The following is a 20,543-nucleotide window of genomic DNA, read 5'->3' as shown; positions in this document are numbered from 1 at the left end:
GTACATTTGATAAGCTAATTAGTTGATTATGTCAAAATTTGGGGAACTTATAAGTGCCGATGTGCCAGTTTTACTCAACTTCTTTACAGAATGGAATGAGGATTCTGTGGGCATGCATGAAATTTTAAGAGATGTTGCGGCCGCATTGGGTGATAACGCAAAGGTTATTAAAATAAATGTAGATAAGAATCAAGAATTAAGCGAGGCCTTGCGTATTAAAGGATTGCCTACACTTATAATTTATAGAAATGGCGAAATGAAATGGAGGCAAAGTGGTGTGCTAGACCCTAATTCTTTAATTACTATATTGAAGCAGTATGTGTAATCACAGAGGTTTTGTAACCTTGAGTATGTAAAAACTCAAAATAGGCCGGTAATATTATTTTTAATTTTTCAAAAGCTTTTTCACTATCGTGAAATACAATAATGCTTCCATTTCTCGTGTTTCTTTTAAGGTTGTTTAAACATGATACTGCTGTGCGCCTAGAGTCAAAATCACCCGATAACACATCCCATAATACTATTTTGTATCCTTTCTTTCTCAAGTTTTTTGAAACTGTAGAGGTGATTCTACCATATGGTGGACGGAACAATCTAGAGTCAATAAGAGAGCTTGCTAGATCAATATCATCCAGATAAGAATTAGTTGGGTGCTTCCAGCTATTTAGATGATGAAAGGTATGATTGCCTACTGAATGACCTTTTAATGATAAAAGATCAAAAATATCATTGTGCCGTTTCACACAATCACCTATACAAAAGAAAGTTGCCTTAAAGTTATACTGGTCTAGTTCCTTTAAAACAAAAGGAGTTACTATAGGGTGTGGTCCATCATCAAAAGTGATATAAACCACTTTATGATTACGAGAACCATGCCAGAGGTATCCTGAAAACAGACCAGAAAACCAGTCACTTATTCGATCAGGATACCAATGCATTTATGGTGTGTCTTGTGGGTTAGATTCTATAATGTCTTCAGTAACCGTATTATCAGTTGCTTCTTGAAAGATATTATCTAATTCGCCCATAGGTATTTCTTCTCTACTGTTACCTCCTATGGTTTCTTCTGGACTGTAGAATTGCGTAAATTCTAATACATATTGGTTAAAGACATCTTTGTGTTTTTGAACCATCAAATCATCTTCATAAAAGATGGCAGACTCTACAAGACTTCTATAACGTTCAACAGCTGCTATGATGTCAGAGTAGTTTGCTCTACGTTCATTAATATTGAGCGCCTTATAGAAATCAATCTCATCTTGATATTTTAAAATTACTCGGTCCAAAAGATCTCTTGCTTTATCTACTTTTCCTACCTCATAGTAGCCATTAACAAAGGGCTCAATCATGGAGTAATGCCCATACAAATCTAATGGCATTTTTTCCATTCCTAAATCTAAAATTTCCTCAGCTCTTTTGAAATCGCCAGCTTTGGTAAGAGCTTCTGCTACTCTAGTTACATTACTACGATATCCTACACTATTACGTCTAGTTTCTACATCATAATACATATCTGGATCACCACTATTTCCCCAGTCCCATTTTTTAAGAATTTCATAACCATGATCAGGATCTACACGTCCCATGTCAAATGGGTCACGTCTATTTTCAGGTTCTGTCTTTATAGGTAGTAACCTAAAAGCACAACCGTCTAGCTGCAGATAGTCTTTCATCCAAATATAATCATCATCACCAAAAGCACCTCCAGAAAAATAAATAGGGCGTTCCCAGTTATTTGCATTGATAATATCTAGCATAAACATTCGGTTTTTATATACCAGACTACTGTTAATCTCGATTACGATTTCATCAACTATTTGATCAGCATCACGTTGAGGTACAACCCCATTTTTAAGGACCGCTTCTTTATTCACTGGTATACGTATAAACTTTGTAGGGAAAGTATGTTCCCAGTGATCGTTGCGCATTTGTTCTTGAGTAATTTTTTTATCACTAGCTACCCATTCCATCCAGTCCTTAAGATCTAGAGTGTCCGGTAAAGAGCTTTTACCACCTGTACGTTGTAATACACGTTCTTTGTCAGCAAACCATAGAGCATCTCTAGTTCCATAAGTATATTTATCATGTGTTAGTGTTGAAGGCACTGGATCACTATCCCAGGCTTTCTTCTTCATGTCATCCATATACCAGTCTGTAGCAAGCAATGAAGTACAAACCACTCGTACATCTGTACGATAACCTTCTACTTCTTGTAAGTACCATAAAGGGAAAGTGTCGTTATCACCTATGGTAAAAATAAGTGCGTTAGGTAAGCAGCTGTCGAGATATTTTTTAGCACTAGTTAAAGCTGAGTATTTTCCAGATCGATCATGATCATCCCAGTTTTGAAAAGCCATTAGAAGCGGTACTGCTATAAAACAAATAGATAGAGAAAGAATTTTGGCTGTTTTTGCCGTTATAGTATTTTTAATACCTTCATAGATCGCATAAACTCCCATGCCTATCCACATAGCAAATACTAAGAATGAGCCCACATAAGCATAATCACGTTCACGAACCTGATACATACTTTGATTAAGGTATACGATTATTGCTAGTCCTGTGAATAAGAAAAGGACAAGAGTCACATAAAACGATTTCAAATCTTTTTTAGCATGAAAAATCATACCTATAAGCCCTAATATAAGCGGTAAAAAGAAGTAAGTATTGCGTCCCTTATTATTAAGCATGTCATCAGATAGATTATCTTGAGTTCCTAGGTGCCATTCATCAATAAAAGGAATACCGCTGATCCAGTTACCATTAAAAGGGTCACCTTCTCCTTGAATATCGTTTTGTCGCCCAGTAAAATTCCACATAAAATATCTCATATACATGTACTGTACCTGGTAATTTAAAAAGTAAGATGCGTTATCTAGTCCATCTGGTTTTTCTATAACCACAGCCTCTCTTAACTCCACTAGAAAGTCAACATATTCTTGCGCGCCTATACGACCATTTTCATAATTACGCTTATAATCTGCAAGGACAGTTTGCAGCTCCATGCTAGACGCATACTCTGGCTTAACATAATAATTTAGGCCACCCATAAAATCTATATAATTAGTAGCTCTAGATGGATCAGTCATTCTAGGGAATAAGCCCTTGTGATCATCATGGGTGTTTTGTAAAGAATTTTTATAATTATTTACAATCACATATTTCCCTAATTTATAATCTTTTTCGTACTTCGGTTTTTCATCTAAATATGGTGTCTCTGGATCTAATCCAGCATAGATGTCAGTAAACGATTCTCCATAAAATAAAGCTGGTGCAGGATATTGTTCGCGATTATAATACGCAAGTAACGCACGAGCATCGTTAGGATTGTTTTCATTAATAGGAGTGCCGGCATTAGCCCTTATAGGTAACATAGTCCATGAAGAAAACCCTATTAGTACAAACATGACACATAGTGTAATGGTATTTAATAATGGTTTATTACGCTTACGCGAAAAGCGAATCAAGAAAACAAACATTGCTATCACTAAGATTAGCATAATAATAGATCCAGAATTGAAAGGTAATCCTATGTCATTAACAAAAAACACTTCCATATATCCAAAAATGGACAAAGTATATGGTAGTAATAATTTAAATACAAATAAGAGTACAGCCACCACAGAGATGTTTGCAATAATGAAATTTAACGGAGTTATCTTTTTGTAGTGCTTAAAATACCATAACATACCAATTGCAGGTATAGTCAGTATTCCCATAAAGTGAACCCCAAAAGATAAGCCTACAGTAAATGATATAAGTACGAGCCATTTGTTTCCTCGAGGTAAAAACATATCACGTTCCCATAGTAACCCCATGTAAAATAGGGCGCTCATCAATAATGCTGCAGGAGCATAAACCTCTGCTTCAACTGCGTTAAACCAGAAGCTGTCAGAAAAAGTGTAAGCAAGACTACCTATAGCGGCTGCCCCTAGAATCATTACATCATTACTCGTCTCTTTTATAATATGTCTTTTTAACAGCAGTGTTAAGGACCAAAACATAAATAAAATTGTGAACGCACTAGAGAAAACAGACATCATATTCACCATATAAGCAATCTGGCTTTTGTCTAAAGCAAACATAGAGAAAAACGCACCTAGCATTTGATAAAGAGGTGCTCCTGGTGGATGTCCTACTTGTAGTCCAGATGATGTGGCTATATACTCACCTGCATCCCAGAAACTTACTGTAGGTTCAACGGTGAGCCAGTAGGTGATTAAGGCTATCGCAAACACGACCCAGCCTGCTATCTTATTAAGTTGATTATAGTTCAATTTCATAGTGTTTTTTAGCTATGGCGAAAATAATATTAATATATCTAAACTGCATGATGTAACTCAACTTACTCAGTTTTAATTAAGTTAGACAGATGTGAAATAATCATTCAACGCCTCAATTTGAAAAAAATGATATTAATTGAGAAAAAAATCGATTTCTGTTTGCTCAAAAACTAATTTGTTTTAAATTTGCATCCGAATTTGTCCCATGGTGTAATGGTAACACTCCGGTTTTTGGTACCGTCATTCAAGGTTCGAGTCCTTGTGGGACAACTCGTAAATCCTGATTCTTAATTGAGTCAGGATTTTTTTTGTTTTACAAACAACCTGTAGATATGAAAAAGCACCTCGATATTTTGAGGTGCTTTTTTGTATTTGGCTTTCGCGAAAGCGATACAATCAATAATTATTTGATCCTGAAGGTCACAACAGGTAGGGAAGAGTGGTTGACAATGTCTTCACTCACACTACCGTTAAAGAAATGAGATATTCCACGTCGTCCATGTGTAGCCATTCCTATTAAGTCTCCTTTAATGTCTTTTGTGAAGTTAAAAACACCTTCTTCTATTGAAAAGTCATTATAAATTGTATAATCTGCAGGTTCTACATTGATATCTTTTAAGTACTCCTTCACTTTCTGTTCTGCTTTTTGAGTATTTAAAAAGTTAGAAGGAGTGTTTACGTAGAGTAAGTGTAGCTTACATCCAGTGCCTTTTGCAAACGATGCAGCCTCCTTAAGGGCATTGCTTGATTCTGGATCTAAATCTGTGGCAAAAACAAATTCATTGACATCTAATCTTTTTTTGCGGTCCTTAATGACGAGTACAGGAATTTCTGAGTTGCGCACCACTTTTTCTGCATTTGATCCTATGAAAATATTTTTCATGCCGCTTGCGCCGTGACTTCCCATGACTATTAAGTCTGCATTATGTCGTTTTACGGTGTCCATAATCCCGCTAAAAGCTGCTCCTGTTTCTACATCTCCATGAATAGTGACGCCTTCTAAATAATCTGCTTTTAATAAATTGTCAAATTTTTCCTTAGCTAGCTTCATGAAAAAAACGGCTTCTGGTAAATTTGAGCTGGCATTATTTGCTAGATGCAGTGGTAGATCGAGTTGATGTAACAAGAAGATTTCACCATTGTTTTCACGAGCTATGTCTGCCGCAACACGCAATGCATTGTCTGCTTGTTCTGAAAAATCAGTAGGTACGATTATTTTTTTCATAGAGTTGGATTTAGAAGTATAAAGATAAGTAATTCTGTTTCAAGCTGACAGTGTTAAATATCGCTTGCAAAAGCCTAAAAAAGTCGTATATTTGCAAAGTATTTAAACAATATGAGGGGACAGATGTCCCCTCTTTTTATAAAATATGCTGAAAGACACTGTACAAGATTTACTAGATGATGCCTTTGAGGAGCGACCAGATTTGTTCCTAATGGAGATGACAATTGACGGAGATAATGATATAAAAGTTATTATTGATGGGGATGAAGGAGTAACAGTTGCTGATTGTATTTTTATATCTCGTGCTGTTGAGCATAATTTAGATAGAGATGAAATAGATTTTTCTCTAGAAGTTGCTAGCGCTGGTGCTAGTGCACCGCTTACGTTTCCTAGGCAATTTAAAAGGAATGTGGGAAGGCAGCTAGAAGTAATCGATAGAGAAAAGAGAAAAGAGATTGGTGAGCTAGTATCTGCAGATGATGAAGGTGTGGTGATTCAATGGAAAGCAAGAGAACCTAAGCCTGTAGGTAAAGGAAAGGTTACTGTTGAAAAAGAGTGGTCGATCAAGTATGACGACATTAAACAAGCTAAAGTGGTTATAACATTTAATTAATAAGTGAATATGGAAAATCTCGCATTGATCGAGTCTTTTTCTGAGTTTAAAGATGATAAAATGATAGATCGCGTCACGTTGATGGCGATCTTAGAAGATGTTTTTAGAAGTGCTCTCAAAAGAAAGTACGGCGATGATGATAACTTTGATATTATTATTAATCCAGATAAAGGAGATTTAGAGATCTGGCGTAACCGTGTTGTGGTCGCTGATGGTGAAGTAGAAGACGATAATTCAGAAATCGAATTAACGGCTGCCCGCAAAATAGAGCCAGATTATGAAGTTGGTGAAGATGTAGCTGAAGAGGTGAAGTTGATCCAGCTAGGTAGAAGGGCAATTCTAGCGTTAAGACAAAATCTTATTGCTAAGATTCATGAGCATGACAATACAAATATCTACAAGCAATTTAAAGAGCTTGAAGGAGAGTTGTATAGTGCAGAAGTTCATCACATACGTCATAGAGCGATTATATTGCTAGATGATGAAGGAAATGAAATTATCATGCCTAAAGATCGTCAGATTGGATCTGATTTCTTTAGAAAAGGTGAGAATGTAAGAGGTATAATTGAAAGTGTGGAATTAAGAGGTAATAAGCCTAATATTATACTTTCTCGTACTTCTCCTAAGTTCTTAGAAAAGCTTTTTGAACAAGAAATCCCAGAGGTTTTTGATGGCTTAATTACTGTTAAAGCGGTTGTTCGTGAGCCAGGTGAAAAGGCTAAGGTTGCTGTAGATAGTTATGACGACCGTATTGATCCTGTTGGGGCCTGTGTAGGTGTTAAAGGGTCGCGTATACACGGTATTGTCAGAGAATTAGGAAATGAAAATATTGATGTAATCAATTATACTTCAAATACTCAGTTGTATATTGCTAGAGCTTTAAGTCCTGCTAAAATTATTTCTATGGAAATTAATGAAGAGACTAAGAAGGCCGAAGTAAGATTGAATCCTGAAGAGGTTTCAAAAGCGATTGGTAGAAGAGGTCATAACATAAGATTAGCTGGTAAGTTAACTGGCTATGAAATAGATGTCATTAGAGATGGTGCTGAGGAAGATGTTGAGCTAGCAGAGTTTAGCGACGAAATCGAACCTTGGATCATTCAAGAATTCAGTAAAATTGGGCTAGATACAGCAAAAAGTATTTTAGAACAGGATGTAGCTGATTTAGTAAAGCGTACCGATTTAGAGGAAGAAACAGTCATTGCGGTTGTGAATATCCTTAAATCAGAATTTGAAGATTAGATAAAATAAAAGTCAACCCATAACCATTTATGGCCGAAGTAAAGAACATGAGACTCAATAAGGTGCTTAGAGAATTTAATATATCTCTGGATCGTGCTGTAGAACATCTAGCTGCTCAAGGAATTGAGATAGAAGCTAGACCTACTACAAAAATCGATGCAGATGTATACAAAGCCCTTGCAGATGAGTTTCAAACTGACAAGAGTAAAAAAGTAGCTTCTAAGGAAGTTGGTAAAGAGCGTCGCAAAGAGCAGGAAGAGTTGCGTGAGCAACGTGAGAAAGAGCAGGAAGAGAAGCAAAAAAGGCAAGAAGTAATTAAGGCCAAAGCTACTCTTGACGGTCCTAAACAGGTAGGTAAGGTTGACTTATCTGGTGGTGCAAATGCAAAACCAGATGAGAAGAAAGCCGAGCCTCAAAAACCAGTCGAGAAGAAAGTTGAGTCTACTCCAGCTGAAAAAAATGAGGATTCTTCCCCTAAAGTGATTTCTAACCGACCTAAGGTGCAAGAAACTAAGGTGAAGGGTAAGATAGATCTCGAGCCTAAGAAGAAGCCAGCTTTCAAAAAGAAAGACAATGTCTCTCAAAAATCTAAAGTCGATAAGTCTCCTAAGGTTGAGTCTAAATTAGATAAGCCCAAAGTAGATAAGAAGCCTGAAGTAAAGAAGGACTTTTCTGAAAAAGCTCCAGCGACTAAACCTGTTGAAAAGAAGCCAGCTGAAGCTAAAGCTCCAGAAGTTAATCAAGAGCCTGAAAAAATCAAAACCGAGTATCAAAAACTAGGTGGTCTTAAAGTTACAGGAAAAACGATTGATTTATCGCAGTTTAAAAAACCTAAGAAAAAGGAAGATCCTAATAAGCGTAAACGTAAGAGGATTACCAAGTCGCCAGGTGCATCTGGTCCTGGTGGTAATCGTTCTGGTGGAAACAGACGCGGTCCTGCTCAAAAACGTACTCCTATAGTAAAGGCTGAGCCTACAGAAGAAGAAATTCAAAAGCAAGTAAGGGAAACTCTTGAAAAGCTTCAAGGGAAATCTTCTAAATCAAAAGCGGCAAGATATCGTCGTGATAAGAGAGATTCTCACCGAGAAAAAGTTGAAGCTCAAGAGCAAGCTGATTCAGAAGAGAAGATCTTACAAGTTACTGAGTTTGTAACGGTTAGTGATATATCTACCATGATGGATGTTGCGGTAAACCAAGTAATTGGAGCCTGTATGTCATTAGGTATGATGGTTACTATGAACCAGAGACTAGATGCAGAAACGATTTCAATCGTAGCAGAAGAGTTTGGGTATGATGTAGAGTTTGTTAACGCAGATATTGAAGAAAGTATTACTGAAATTGAAGATAATGAGGAGGATTTAACTACTCGTGCACCTATTGTTACAGTAATGGGTCACGTAGATCACGGTAAAACATCTTTATTGGATTATATTCGAGAAGAAAACGTTATCGCTGGTGAGAGCGGTGGAATTACCCAGCATATTGGAGCTTATGGTGTACAGTTAAAGAATGGTCAGAAGATTGCATTCTTAGATACACCAGGTCACGAGGCTTTTACAGCGATGAGAGCTCGTGGTGCACAAGTGACTGACCTTGCTATTATCGTAATCGCAGCAGATGATGACGTGATGCCCCAAACTAAAGAAGCTATAAGTCATGCACAGGCGGCAGGAGTGCCTATTATATTTGCGATAAATAAAGTAGATCGAGAAGCAGCTAATCCTGAACGAATCAAGGAGGCACTTGCTCAAATGAATCTTTTAGTAGAAGATTGGGGTGGAAAAATCCAATCTCATGATATCTCAGCTAAAACAGGTCAAGGTGTGGAAGAATTACTTGAAAAAGTATTGCTAGAAGCAGAATTGCTAGATCTTAAAGCTAATCCAGATAAACCAGCGGTCGGAACTGTTGTAGAAGCATTCTTAGATAAAGGTCGTGGTTATGTTTCTACTGTACTAGTACAGGCCGGAACATTGAGAATAGGTGATTATGTACTTGCAGGTCGTAATCATGGTAAGGTTAAGGCTATGCAAGATGAACGTGGTAAAAACGTTGATGTAGCAGGTCCATCTACACCAGTTTCTATTTTAGGTTTAGATGGTGCGCCTACAGCAGGTGATAAGTTCCATGTTTTTGAAGATGAGAAAGAAGCAAAAGATATTGCTTCAAAACGTACTCAATTACAACGTGAACAGTCTGTTAGAACACAGAAGACACTTTCTCTTGATGAGATAGGACGTCGTATCGCATTAGGAGACTTTAAAGAATTAAACTTAATCCTTAAAGGTGACGTTGATGGTTCTGTTGAGGCGTTAACAGATTCTTTCCAGAAGTTGTCTACTGAAGAAATACAAGTTAATATTATCCATAAAGCGGTTGGGGCAATTACAGAGAGCGATGTGCTTCTAGCTTCTGCTTCTGATGCCATTATTATAGGGTTTAATGTACGTCCTCAAGGTAATGCAAGATCTGTTGCAGAACAGGAAGAGGTGGATATCCGTATGTATTCAATCATATATGATGCTATTAATGATCTTAAAGACGCGATGGAAGGAATGCTTTCTCCAGAACTTAAAGAAGAGATCACGGGTAATGCAGAAATTAGAGCGACATTTAAAATATCTAAAGTTGGAACTATCGCTGGTTGTATGGTTACTGATGGTAAGATATATCGCAATAGTGGAGTGAGACTGATACGCGATAGTGTTGTAGTTTATACAGGTGAACTTTCTGCTTTAAAGAGGTTTAAAGACGATGTTAAAGAGGTGGCAAAAGGATATGAATGCGGTATGCAAATCAAAAATTATAATGATCTTCAAGAAGGAGATATTATAGAATGTTTCCGTGAAGTAGAGGTGAAGAAAAAATTGAAATAAAATTTCAATAACATCCATAAAAAAAAAGGCGATTTCTTAAGAAATCGCCTTTTTTAATTATAAAGTTTCAAATTTAAGGTTTTAGTATAAATGCATTGGGAAAGTCTTTTTTAATTTCTATTAACGCTCTTTCAGCGTCCAGTTTATTTCGGTAGCTACCTACCCATAATTTAAAATTAGGTGCTTCATACTCAAGACTAGATTCCCAGTTCATAGCGCTAGCTTTATATTGCGCTTCTACTTTTCTAGCGCCCTCTATTTCTCCATAGAATAACTGAATCGTGTATCTATCCTTAAATTTTCCTTCCTTGTCCATCACGATTTTCTTTGAAATAAGACTTTCTATTTTGGTTTCTTCAACTTGATTAGATTGTTGAGCGATACCCAAAGAGCTTATTAACATTAAAGCAATGGTTACTACTATTCTTGAATTCAGGAGCTTAGGCATATCTGTGGTTTTTGTTATTTCGCTTTCGCGAAAGCGTGTTTATTTAGAATTGATATAAATTATTTTGTTCAAAATAACTGCTGCAAAATTATAGACTTTATACCTTATTTTTGCGGCAGCATTTACGATACGGTAAAATACCGTAATTATTGTGCCAAATTTATTGCAATATTCAGTAAAAGACATGATAAAAAGGAAATTACATTTTTCCGCTTGGCAATTTATACTTGCATCTGTTTTTGTAACGTTTTCTACATTAAGCGTTTACGGTCAGGATGCAGCCACGAATGATGGCGAGCCAGCGGCACCTGTTGAAGCAGCCGGTTCTGGAAATGCAGCGGCAGGAGAGGCTTTGTTTAAAGCAAACTGTGCGTCTTGTCACAAACTTTACAAAAAAGCGGTTGGGCCAGCGTTACATGAAGTATCTCAAAAATATGACCGTGAGTGGTTGTATAGTTGGATTAAAAACTCAGCGGCGTTAATTGCTAGTGGTGATGCACAAGCATTAGCTATTTACAATGAGTATAATCAAACTGCGATGAATGCGTTCCCGCAATTGTCAAATACAGATATTGATAATATTTTAGCTTATACAGATACTCCTAAGCCTGCTCCAACAGCAGCTGTTGCTGGAGCCACTGGAGCTGAGCAATCGACCGGTACCGCAGATAATTCATTAAACAGCATAGTGCTTGCAGCACTAGCTTTAATATTAGTGCTTTTAGTTGCCTTGCTATTTGTAGTAAATAGTACGTTAAAGCGATTTGCAGATGCTAACGGTATCCAAACTGATTTTGAAGAAGAAAAAGAGGTTCGTCGTCCTATATGGAAAGCATTTGCTGAGAATCAATTTTTAGTTCTAGTGAGTGCGGTCTTCTTGTTGTTGGCTAGTGCTTATTTTGCTTACGGTGCTTTAATGTCAGTAGGTGTTGATCAAGGATACGCGCCTGTGCAGCCTATCCATTATTCTCATAGAATACATGCAGGTACTAGTCAGATTGAGTGTAAGTATTGTCACTCTAGTGCTCGTGAGTCTAAACACTCTGGAATACCATCTTTAAATGTATGTATGAATTGTCACAAGTCTATCGGTGAGGTGGCAGATGCAACATATCAAGAAGGTATTAATGAGTATGGTATTGACTACAATAAAGAGATTCAAAAACTATATGCAGCAACTGGATGGGATTCAGATGAGCAAGCCTTTACCGGCGAGACACAACCAGTAAGATGGGTGCGTATTCATAATTTACCAGATCTTGCTTATTTTAACCATGCGCAACACGTTACAGCGGGTAATATCGCGTGTCAACAATGTCATGGTCCTGTAGAGGAGATGGAGGTTATGTATCAATACTCACCATTAACTATGGGATGGTGTATTAACTGTCACAGAGAAACTAACGTAGACCTAGCAAACAATGGGTACTATGAAAAAATTCATGAAGAATTATCTAAGCAACGTGGTGGTAAACAGCTTACTATTGCAGATTTAGGTGGTCTTGAATGTGGTAAATGCCACTATTAATTAATAGTTTTAGAGAGATATATGGCTACTACTAAGAAATATTGGAAAAGTACAGCGCAACTCGATGAAAGCAATGAGATTGTAAAAAATCTTGAGCAAAACGAATTTGCTGCACCTATTCCTACTGAAGAATTTTTAGGGAATAACGAGGTAATGGAGGAGTCTTCAACTACACGTCGTGATTTCTTAAAGTATGTTGGGTTTAGTACCGCGGCAGCTTCATTAGCTGCATGTGAAGGACCAGTAATCTATTCTGTACCTTACGTAAATCAACCAGAACAAATTATTCCTGGGATGGCTAATTACTATGCAACAACTATCGCTGATGGTTATGATTTTGCAAGTATTTTAGTTAAAACACGTGAAGGTCGTCCTATCAAGATCGAAAGTAATAAAGATGCAAAATATCGTGGTCATGCAAATGCGCGTGTTCATGCATCTGTTTTATCTTTATATGATAACAATCGATTAAAGACGCCTCTTGTTAATGGTGCTGAGTCTACTTGGGAAACATTGGATAAAGAAGTCTCTCAAAAGCTTAATGAGTTAAATGGTAAGACTCTTGCTATTTTGACTCAAACTTTTGCTAGTCCGTCGACAATGGCTATCATAGACATGCTTAAGTCTAAGTATTCTAACGTGCGTCACGTTACTTACGATACTGTAGGTGAGGACGGAGCGTTAAATGCTTTTGAGGCTAAGTACGGAGTTCGTGGTCTCGCAGATTATGATTTTACAGATGCAGAAACGATAGTTTCTATAGGAGCTGACTTTGTCGGTAACTGGCAAGGTGGTGGTTTTGATAAAGGTTATTCTGCGTCAAGAGTTCCTTCTAATAAAAGTATGTCTCATCACATACAGTTTGAGTCTAATATGACTCTTTCTGGTGCAAATGCAGATTTACGTTACCCAGTTACGCCTACAGAGCAAAAGCATATACTTGCCGCTTTATATAGTAAATTAGTAGGTGGCGCAGCTAACGTATCGTTAAGTGATAGAGTTGCTAAAGTAGTTGAGCAAACTGCTCAAAAGCTTTCTAAAGCTGGTAGTAAGGCGGTTGTCTTATGTGGTCTTCCAGATCAAGCGGCACAGCAATTAGTTCTTGCTATTAATGAAAGATTAAATAGCACTATAGTAGATACATCTGCACCTATAATGACTCGTCAAGGGAATCGTTTAGCAGTGGATCAATTAGTTAAAGAGATGCAATCAGGTTTAGTAGGTGCTTTATTTATAGCTGGTGTAGATCCTATATACAGTTATGATGATAGTGACGCTTTCGCGAAAGCTATGGAAAAAGTGGCGCTGAAGGTTTCGTTTGCTTCTCGTGAAGATGCTACAGCACAGAAATGTGATTATGTAGCTACTACGCCTCATTACCTAGAGTCTTGGGGAGATGCTGAAATAAAAAAAGGAATTGTTTCTTTAGCTCAACCTACAATCCGTCCAATATTTGATACACGTCAATTACAGGATACACTACTCTTGTGGGCTGGTAGTGATCAATCTTATAAAGACTTTTTAAAAGAAACGTCAACTAGTAATGGCGCGAGCTGGTCTCAAGCCTTACAAGATGGTTTCTTTACATCTAATGCAAATCTACAAGCAGATGCAAATGCATCAGAATTTGTAGCTTCTGTATCTGATAATAGTGCCCTTAGTCAATTAGCGAGTTCTAAAAAGCCTTCAGGTTTTGAGTTAACTTTATATACTAAAACTGGTTTAGGTGATGGTTCTCAAGCTAATAACCCATGGTTACAAGAGCTTCCAGATCCTATTACTCGTACTACATGGGATAATTATGTTACTTTCTCTCAAAAAGATGCTGAAAAGTTAGGTGTTGAAAATGAAAATGTGGCAAATGGTGGTCTTAATGGTAGCTATGTAATAGTTAAAATGAACGGTGTTGAGCGCAAATTGCCAGCTCTTATTCAGCCAGGTCAGGCTCAAGGAACTATTGGTATAGCATTAGGGTATGGTAAAACTGCTTCGATACAAGCAGAAATGCAAACAGGTGTTAATGCTTATCCATTTTTTAAAGGTGGTTCTTTAATACAGGCTGTTACTGTGGAGAACGCTGGTGGAGAACATGAGTTTGCTTGTACTCAATTACAAAACACTATGATGGGTCGCGATATTATACGCGAGACCGATTTAGCTACTTATATTAAAGGAAATAAAGACGACTTTAATCCTATGCCGGAAGTTTCTCTTAATCATATAGAGACTCCTGTTACATCTCCTGATGTGGATTTATGGACTAGTTTTGATCGTTCAACCGGTCATCATTTTAACATGTCTATTGATCTTAATGCTTGTACTGGTTGTGCGGCTTGTGTTATCGCTTGTCATGCAGAGAATAATGTGCCGGTTGTTGGTAAGCAAGAGGTTAGAAAGTCACGTGATATGCACTGGTTGCGTATTGATAGATACTATTCTTCTACAGATAGTTTTGAGGCTGATGAAGAGAAGAAGGATGGTTTTGAAGGTTTATTCGGTGATAATGGTTCTTTAGGTGGTTTTGGTGAATTAGAAAATCCAGCAGACAATCCTCAAGTAGCTTTCCAACCAGTAATGTGTCAACACTGTAATCATGCTCCATGTGAAACGGTTTGTCCGGTAGCTGCATCTTCACACGGTCGTCAAGGTCAAAACCATATGGCTTATAACCGTTGTGTTGGTACCCGTTACTGTGCAAACAACTGTCCATATAAAGTACGTCGTTTTAACTGGTTCTTGTATAACGGAAATGATGAGTTTGACTACCACATGAACAACGACTTAGGACGTATGGTAATCAATCCAGACGTTACCGTAAGATCTCGTGGTGTAATGGAAAAATGTTCTATGTGTATGCAAATGACACAAATGACAATTCTTGAAGCTAAGAAAGATGGTCGTATGATTAAGGATGGCGAGTTTGCAACTGCATGTTCAAATGCCTGTTCTGAAGGTGCTATCAAATTTGGTGATATTAACGATAAAGAATCTGAAATCACTAAACTTAAGAATAGCGATCGTATGTATCACTTATTAGAGGAAGTAGGAACTGAGCCTAATGTGATATATCAGGTTAAAGTTAGAAACGCATAATAATTAAAGAAAACTAATCGATACATTATGGCTCATTACGAAGCGCCCATAAGAAGAGCTCTAGTTACAGGAGATAAGTCTTACTCAGACGTAACAAGAGATATTGCTGCACCAGTAGAAGGTGCTGCTAACAAGCAATGGTGGATTGTATTTACAATCGCTCTTGTAGCTTTTCTTTATGGAATAGGATGCATTATTTATACGATCTCCACTGGTATAGGTGTTTGGGGTCTTAACAAGACAATTGGATGGGCATGGGACATCACTAACTTCGTTTGGTGGGTTGGTATTGGTCACGCTGGAACGCTGATTTCTGCGGTACTTTTGCTTTTCCGTCAGAAATGGAGAATGGCAATTAACCGTTCTGCTGAAGCGATGACGATTTTCTCGGTAATCCAGGCAGGTTTATTTCCAATTATTCACATGGGACGTCCATGGTTAGCTTATTGGGTACTTCCTATTCCTAACCAATTTGGCTCACTATGGGTTAACTTCAACTCTCCACTACTTTGGGATGTATTTGCAATATCTACATACCTGTCAGTGTCATTAGTGTTCTGGTGGACAGGATTACTTCCTGACTTTGCAATGATAAGAGATAGGGCAATTACTCCATTTAATAAAAAGATTTACGGTATTCTATCGTTCGGTTGGTCTGGTAGAGCCAAAGACTGGCAGCGTTTTGAAGAGGTTTCTTTAGTCCTTGCAGGACTCGCTACTCCGCTTGTACTTTCTGTACATACTATTGTATCTTTTGACTTTGCTACGTCAGTAATACCAGGTTGGCACACGACTATATTTCCGCCATACTTTGTTGCAGGAGCTGTTTTTTCTGGTTTTGCGATGGTAAATACTCTTCTTATTGTGATGAGAAAAGTGGTAAGTCTTGAAAATTATATCACCATACAGCACATCGAATTAATGAATATTGTAATTATGATCACAGGTTCTATAGTTGGTGTTGCATACATCACTGAACTTTTTGTGGCATGGTACTCTGGTGTGGAGTATGAACAGTATGCATTCTTAAACAGAGCAACAGGTCCTTATGCATGGGCATATTGGGCAATGATGACCTGTAATGTGTTCTCTCCACAATTTATGTGGTTCAAAAAGTTAAGAACTAGTATCATGTTCTCTTTTGTAATTTCTATAGTAGTAAACATAGGGATGTGGTTTGAACGTTTTGTAATTATTGTTACATCTCTTCACAGAGATTATGTTCCATCATCATGGACAATGTTCTCACCTACTTTTGTCGATATAGGAATTTTCATTGGTACAATTGGTTTCTTCTTTGTATTGTTCCTTTTATATTCAAGAACATTCCCAGTGATTGCTCAGGCAGAGGTTAAGTCTATCTTAAAATCGAGTGGAAGTAAGTATAAGAAATTAAGAGAACAAAAAGGAACTAATGTTGAATCGGACACCGCATCTGGTGACCCTATTGCTCATCCTTCAAAGTAGTAATTATGTCAGATAAAACTATACACGCTCTTTATACTGATGATGATGTTTTACTCGGTGCAGTAAAACAAGTCAGAGAAAAGCATTATCACATTGAAGAGGTTTTTACTCCTTTTCCTGTGCACGGACTAGAAAAAGCAATGGGTATTGCAGATACTCGTTTAGCTATCAATGCATTCCTTTATGGTCTCGTTGGTCTTACGGTGGCTACTGTAATGATGAATTATATCATGATTCAGGACTGGCCACAAAATATTGGAGGAAAGCCTAGTTTTTCTTATTTAGAAAACATGCCAGCATTTGTGCCTATCATGTTTGAGCTTACTGTATTTTTTGCGGCTCACTTAATGGTTATCACTTTCTATCTTAGAAGTAGATTATGGCCGTTTAAGTCTGCTGAAAATCCAGATGTTCGCACTACAGATGATCACTTCTTGATGGAGATCGATGCTACTGGAAAAGATATTGAAGAAATGAGTAAATTTTTACATGACACTGGTGCTGTAGAAATAAAAATAATTGACAAAGACGCACACTAATGAATAGATATTTTCAAACATTCATTTACGCCTTTGCTTCACTGATGATTATTTCATGTGGTGGAGATAGTAATGCAGTAGATGCTAAGTCAGATAGAAGTGTACAATACTTCCCTAATATGTATGAATCGGTAGGTTATGAAACCTATCAAGAAGGAGACATATTTGAAGGTAATGTTGAAGCTCAACTTCCTGTAGAAGGAACAGTTAATAGAGGTTGGTTACCTTATGAGTATGCAAATACTAATGAAGGTTACGCTTCCGCGAAAGCAGAATTAACCAATCCTTTACCTTATACTGAAGAAAACCTTGCTACCGGTCAGGAACTTTACAATATTTATTGTGCAATCTGTCATGGTACAAAAGGTGACGGTCAAGGACATTTAGTTAAAACTGAAAAAATATTGGGTGTACCTTCTTATGCAGATCGTGATATATCTCAAGGTTCTATTTATCATGTTATGTATTGGGGAATTAACTATATGGGTTCTTATGCTTCTCAAACTTCTATTGAAGAGAGATGGCAAATAGCTCATCATGTTGATGCGCTAACTAGAGAATTAAAAGGTCAAGATGTTAAGGAATTTGTTACTGTGCAAAATGCACAGGAAGACATCTCTGGTACAGATAGTCATGCGGCTGAAGATCATGGTGTAGACATGCACGGTGAAAATGCTCATGATGGTGACCACGATAGTCAAGAGGAAAATCATTCATCAACTGAAGGCGAGTAATCGACCACGAAATTTTATTATATGTACAAAGTTTCAAGTAAATTAAAAATTTTCGCATTTGTCCTAATTGGATTAGGGGCTTTACTTACCATAGGTGGGTTTTTAAGCGCACCTGCTTCTGAGGATGCAGTAAGAGAAATGTTAGCACAGGAAGCTGCACATGGTGATAATCATGGTGCCGCTGTAGATACTCATCAAGTGGCGTCACAAGATACTCATGGTCAGGTAGATTCATCGAGTGATCATGATGATCATGCTTCAAGTCATGAATCTGATCATGTAGAGCATTTATATCATCAATTAGCAAATAAGCCTTGGTCAGCATTATATGTTGCATGCTTTTTCTTTTTTATGATAGCCTTAGGTTGTACAGCGTTTTATGCTATCCAAAAGGTAGCTCAGGCTGGATGGTCTCCTGGGTTATTTAGAGTAATGGAAGGTATTAGTAGTTACTTATTAATCGGCGGTGTATTAATGTTCGTTTTGTTACTTGCAACTGGTTTAGGGGCTAATCATATTTTTACGTGGATGAATCCTGGTGTAGCTGAAGTAGGTCATGAAAACTATGATGCTTTAGTTGCTGGTAAGACAGGTTTTTTAAATGTGCCATTCTGGTTAATAAGAGCTGGTGCGTTCTTAGTAGGATGGAACCTATACAGATGGAATATCCGAAAGTTCTCTCTAAAACAAGATGAAGAGCCAGAAGGAAATGTATGGTATAAAAAAGGATTTAAGCATTCTGCCATGTTTCTAGTATTCTTTATAGTAACTGAATCTATCATGTCTTGGGATTGGATCATGAGTTTTGATCCTCACTGGTTCTCTACCTTATTCGGTTGGTACGTATTTGCTAGTATGTTTGTTAGTGGTATTACGGTAATAGCATTAGTAACTATTTATTTGAAGTCTAGAGGGCATTTAGAATTCATCAATGATTCACACATTCACGATCTAGCAAAGTTCATGTTTGGTATCAGTATATTTTGGACTTATCTATGGTTTTCTCAATTCATGTTAATCTGGTATTCTAATATTCCAGAGGAAGTAACATATTTCATTACTAGAATCGAGGACTATAATATTTTGTTCTTTGGTATGGTAGCAATTAATTTCTTATTCCCGTTATTAATTCTAATGAATTCCGACTTTAAACGCGTGAATTGGTTTGTTGTAACTGCAGGTATATTTATATTACTTGGTCACTATTTAGATATTTATGTAATGGTTATGCCAGCTACTGTTGGTGAATCATGGTTCATAGGTATGCCTGAAATAGGATCCTTTATGTTATTTGCTGGTATATTCTTACTTGTAATATTCAATACCATTTCAAAAGCTCCGTTACTTGCAAAAGGAGATCCATTTATTGGAGAAAGTAAACATTTTCACTATTAATTAATTATAGAAAAACACTGAAATGACTGCATTTCTTATCATATTAATTGCTGCTTTGTTTGTGATTGCTTTATGGCAAATTTCAAAAATTGTACAGCTAGGAAAATCTCCTGAAGCCAATGGTGCTGATGGTGAAATTGCAAACGATGCCGATAACGATCGTCAAGGTAAATTCATGCTTTACTTTGTAATTGCTATGTACGTAATGATGATTGCTTGTTTCATCGGGTATCAAGATTATTTCTTACCAGATGCAGCATCTGCTCATGGTTCTGAGTATGATTCACTATTATTATTAACAACTGTTGTAATTATGATAGTGCAGTTTTTAACTCAAGCATTACTACATTGGTTCAGTTATAAATATCGTGGTAGAAAAGGTCAAAAAGCTTTATTCTATGCAGATAATGATCGTTTAGAATTTATATGGACTGCTATTCCAGTGGTAGTATTAGCAGGTCTCATTTTATGGGGATTATTCTCATGGAATGACATCATGGATGTTGATAAACATGAAGATCCACTAGTAGTTGAAGTGTATGCTTACCAATTTGGATGGAAAGTTAGATATAGTGGAGCTGATAATACTTTAGGAGATGCTAATGTACGTTTCATCGAAGGTGCTAATATATTAGGTATTGACCCTACAGATGCAGACGGTAAAGATGATATGGTTGCTACTGAATTACATTTACCAGTTAACAGACCTGTAGTCTTTAATTTCCGTAGTCAGGATGTTTTACACTCTGCTTATATGCCTCATTTCAGAGCGCAAATGAATGTAGTGCCTGGTATGGTTACTAAATTTAGTTTTACTCCTACAGTAACTTCTGAAGATTATAAGTCTACAGAATTTATGACTGAAAAAGTTCGTAAGATTAATGAAATTAGACGACAAAAAAGTAAAGAATTAGAGGCAGCAGGTGATGTAGCCTTAGATCCTTATGAATTTGAATACTATTTACTTTGTAACAAAATTTGTGGTGCATCACACTATAACATGCAAATGAAAATAGTAGTTGAATCTGAAGAAGATTACAACAAATGGTTAGAAACACAAACAACTTTTGAAACAACTTTAGCTAACGCTGAAAACTAAG

At 37.0% G+C, this 20,543-nt stretch carries 15 protein-coding genes and 1 tRNA gene; 12 read left to right on the top strand and 4 right to left on the bottom strand.

All coding sequences use genetic code 11. The features are described from left to right. Positions 1-28 precede the first annotated feature (28 nt). A complete protein-coding gene (locus BST92_RS04450; RefSeq protein WP_105070363.1) occupies positions 29-325 on the top strand; it encodes a thioredoxin family protein in 297 nt (98 codons plus the stop codon). Here BST92_RS04450 and BST92_RS04445 read toward each other — a convergent pair. Next, a complete protein-coding gene (locus tag BST92_RS04445; protein ID WP_105070362.1) occupies positions 303-938 on the bottom strand; it encodes a polysaccharide deacetylase family protein in 636 nt (211 codons plus the stop codon). The genes BST92_RS04450 and BST92_RS04445 overlap by 23 nt on opposite strands. Next, the gene (locus tag BST92_RS04440; protein WP_105070361.1) at positions 939-4,283 is read right to left on the bottom strand and encodes a DUF2723 domain-containing protein; all 3,345 of its coding nucleotides are present in this window, start codon (positions 4,281-4,283) and stop codon (positions 939-941) included. It abuts the gene before it with no gap. Between the two features lie 199 nt (positions 4,284-4,482). Between BST92_RS04440 and BST92_RS04435 the strand changes: the two genes are divergently transcribed. Next, positions 4,483-4,553 (top strand) — tRNA-Gln (locus BST92_RS04435). Positions 4,554-4,686: 133 nt separating this feature from the next. On the opposite strand, the gene BST92_RS04430 is transcribed toward BST92_RS04435, so the two are convergent. After that, entirely contained in the window at positions 4,687-5,508 is an 822-nt protein-coding gene (locus BST92_RS04430; RefSeq protein WP_105070360.1) for a universal stress protein, read from the bottom strand. Positions 5,509-5,653: 145 nt separating this feature from the next. Between BST92_RS04430 and rimP the strand changes: the two genes are divergently transcribed. From rimP to infB, 3 genes are read left to right on the top strand one after another with little or no spacing between them, the layout of a single operon-like run. After that, positions 5,654-6,121 (top strand): ribosome assembly cofactor RimP, encoded by a 468-nt coding sequence (gene rimP, locus BST92_RS04425; RefSeq protein ID WP_105070359.1) that lies wholly within the window; start codon positions 5,654-5,656, stop codon positions 6,119-6,121. 9 nt (positions 6,122-6,130) lie between these two features. Then, a complete protein-coding gene (gene nusA / locus BST92_RS04420; RefSeq protein WP_105070358.1) occupies positions 6,131-7,363 on the top strand; it encodes a transcription termination factor NusA in 1,233 nt (410 codons plus the stop codon). A 29-nt stretch (positions 7,364-7,392) separates the two neighbouring features. Beyond that, a complete protein-coding gene (infB, locus tag BST92_RS04415) occupies positions 7,393-10,239 on the top strand; it encodes a translation initiation factor IF-2 (RefSeq protein WP_105070357.1) in 2,847 nt (948 codons plus the stop codon). Between the two features lie 73 nt (positions 10,240-10,312). Here the strand turns inward: infB and BST92_RS04410 are convergent, their stop codons facing one another. After that, on the bottom strand, positions 10,313-10,687 hold the full coding sequence (locus BST92_RS04410) for an SPOR domain-containing protein (protein ID WP_105070356.1): 375 nt from the start codon (positions 10,685-10,687) through the stop codon (positions 10,313-10,315). Positions 10,688-10,871: 184 nt separating this feature from the next. On the opposite strand from BST92_RS04410, the gene BST92_RS04405 reads away from it, so the two are divergent. From BST92_RS04405 to BST92_RS04375, 7 genes are read left to right on the top strand one after another with little or no spacing between them, the layout of a single operon-like run. Further along, a complete protein-coding gene (locus tag BST92_RS04405) occupies positions 10,872-12,215 on the top strand; it encodes a c-type cytochrome (RefSeq protein ID WP_105070355.1) in 1,344 nt (447 codons plus the stop codon). A gap of 21 nt (positions 12,216-12,236) precedes the next feature. Next, the gene (locus BST92_RS04400) at positions 12,237-15,308 is read left to right on the top strand and encodes a TAT-variant-translocated molybdopterin oxidoreductase (protein ID WP_105070354.1); all 3,072 of its coding nucleotides are present in this window, start codon (positions 12,237-12,239) and stop codon (positions 15,306-15,308) included. A gap of 27 nt (positions 15,309-15,335) precedes the next feature. Further along, positions 15,336-16,775, top strand: coding sequence for an NrfD/PsrC family molybdoenzyme membrane anchor subunit (gene nrfD / locus BST92_RS04395; RefSeq protein ID WP_006796172.1), 1,440 nt, complete (start codon positions 15,336-15,338; stop codon positions 16,773-16,775). Positions 16,776-16,780: 5 nt separating this feature from the next. After that, a complete protein-coding gene (locus tag BST92_RS04390) occupies positions 16,781-17,314 on the top strand; it encodes a DUF3341 domain-containing protein (protein WP_036583899.1) in 534 nt (177 codons plus the stop codon). Continuing rightward, positions 17,314-18,048, top strand: coding sequence for a c-type cytochrome (locus BST92_RS04385; RefSeq protein WP_105070353.1), 735 nt, complete (start codon positions 17,314-17,316; stop codon positions 18,046-18,048). Before BST92_RS04390 ends, BST92_RS04385 begins: the two co-directional genes overlap by 1 nt. 21 nt (positions 18,049-18,069) lie before the next feature. Then, entirely contained in the window at positions 18,070-19,443 is a 1,374-nt protein-coding gene (locus BST92_RS04380) for a quinol:cytochrome C oxidoreductase (protein WP_105070352.1), read from the top strand. 22 nt (positions 19,444-19,465) lie between these two features. Continuing rightward, complete coding sequence (locus tag BST92_RS04375; RefSeq protein WP_105070351.1) at positions 19,466-20,542, top strand: cytochrome c oxidase subunit II; 1,077 nt, start codon at positions 19,466-19,468, stop codon at positions 20,540-20,542. Position 20,543: the final 1 nt, after the last annotated feature.

This window comes from Nonlabens arenilitoris, assembly GCF_002954765.1.
Classification (GTDB): Bacteria; Bacteroidota; Bacteroidia; order Flavobacteriales; family Flavobacteriaceae; genus Nonlabens; species Nonlabens arenilitoris.
The sequence above is the reverse complement of the archived record's forward strand: the minus strand, read 5'-3'. Positions and strand labels throughout refer to the sequence as shown.

Coding starts and splice junctions, on each gene's coding strand:
- BST92_RS04450 (WP_105070363.1), top strand. CDS start 29: ATGTCAAAATTTGGGGAACTTATAAGTGCCGATGTGCCAGTTTTACTC.
- BST92_RS04445 (WP_105070362.1), bottom strand. CDS start 938: ATGCATTGGTATCCTGATCGAATAAGTGACTGGTTTTCTGGTCTGTTT.
- BST92_RS04440 (WP_105070361.1), bottom strand. CDS start 4,283: ATGAAATTGAACTATAATCAACTTAATAAGATAGCAGGCTGGGTCGTG.
- BST92_RS04430 (WP_105070360.1), bottom strand. CDS start 5,508: ATGAAAAAAATAATCGTACCTACTGATTTTTCAGAACAAGCAGACAAT.
- rimP (WP_105070359.1), top strand. CDS start 5,654: ATGCTGAAAGACACTGTACAAGATTTACTAGATGATGCCTTTGAGGAG.
- nusA (WP_105070358.1), top strand. CDS start 6,131: ATGGAAAATCTCGCATTGATCGAGTCTTTTTCTGAGTTTAAAGATGAT.
- infB (WP_105070357.1), top strand. CDS start 7,393: ATGGCCGAAGTAAAGAACATGAGACTCAATAAGGTGCTTAGAGAATTT.
- BST92_RS04410 (WP_105070356.1), bottom strand. CDS start 10,687: ATGCCTAAGCTCCTGAATTCAAGAATAGTAGTAACCATTGCTTTAATG.
- BST92_RS04405 (WP_105070355.1), top strand. CDS start 10,872: ATGATAAAAAGGAAATTACATTTTTCCGCTTGGCAATTTATACTTGCA.
- BST92_RS04400 (WP_105070354.1), top strand. CDS start 12,237: ATGGCTACTACTAAGAAATATTGGAAAAGTACAGCGCAACTCGATGAA.
- nrfD (WP_006796172.1), top strand. CDS start 15,336: ATGGCTCATTACGAAGCGCCCATAAGAAGAGCTCTAGTTACAGGAGAT.
- BST92_RS04390 (WP_036583899.1), top strand. CDS start 16,781: ATGTCAGATAAAACTATACACGCTCTTTATACTGATGATGATGTTTTA.
- BST92_RS04385 (WP_105070353.1), top strand. CDS start 17,314: ATGAATAGATATTTTCAAACATTCATTTACGCCTTTGCTTCACTGATG.
- BST92_RS04380 (WP_105070352.1), top strand. CDS start 18,070: ATGTACAAAGTTTCAAGTAAATTAAAAATTTTCGCATTTGTCCTAATT.
- BST92_RS04375 (WP_105070351.1), top strand. CDS start 19,466: ATGACTGCATTTCTTATCATATTAATTGCTGCTTTGTTTGTGATTGCT.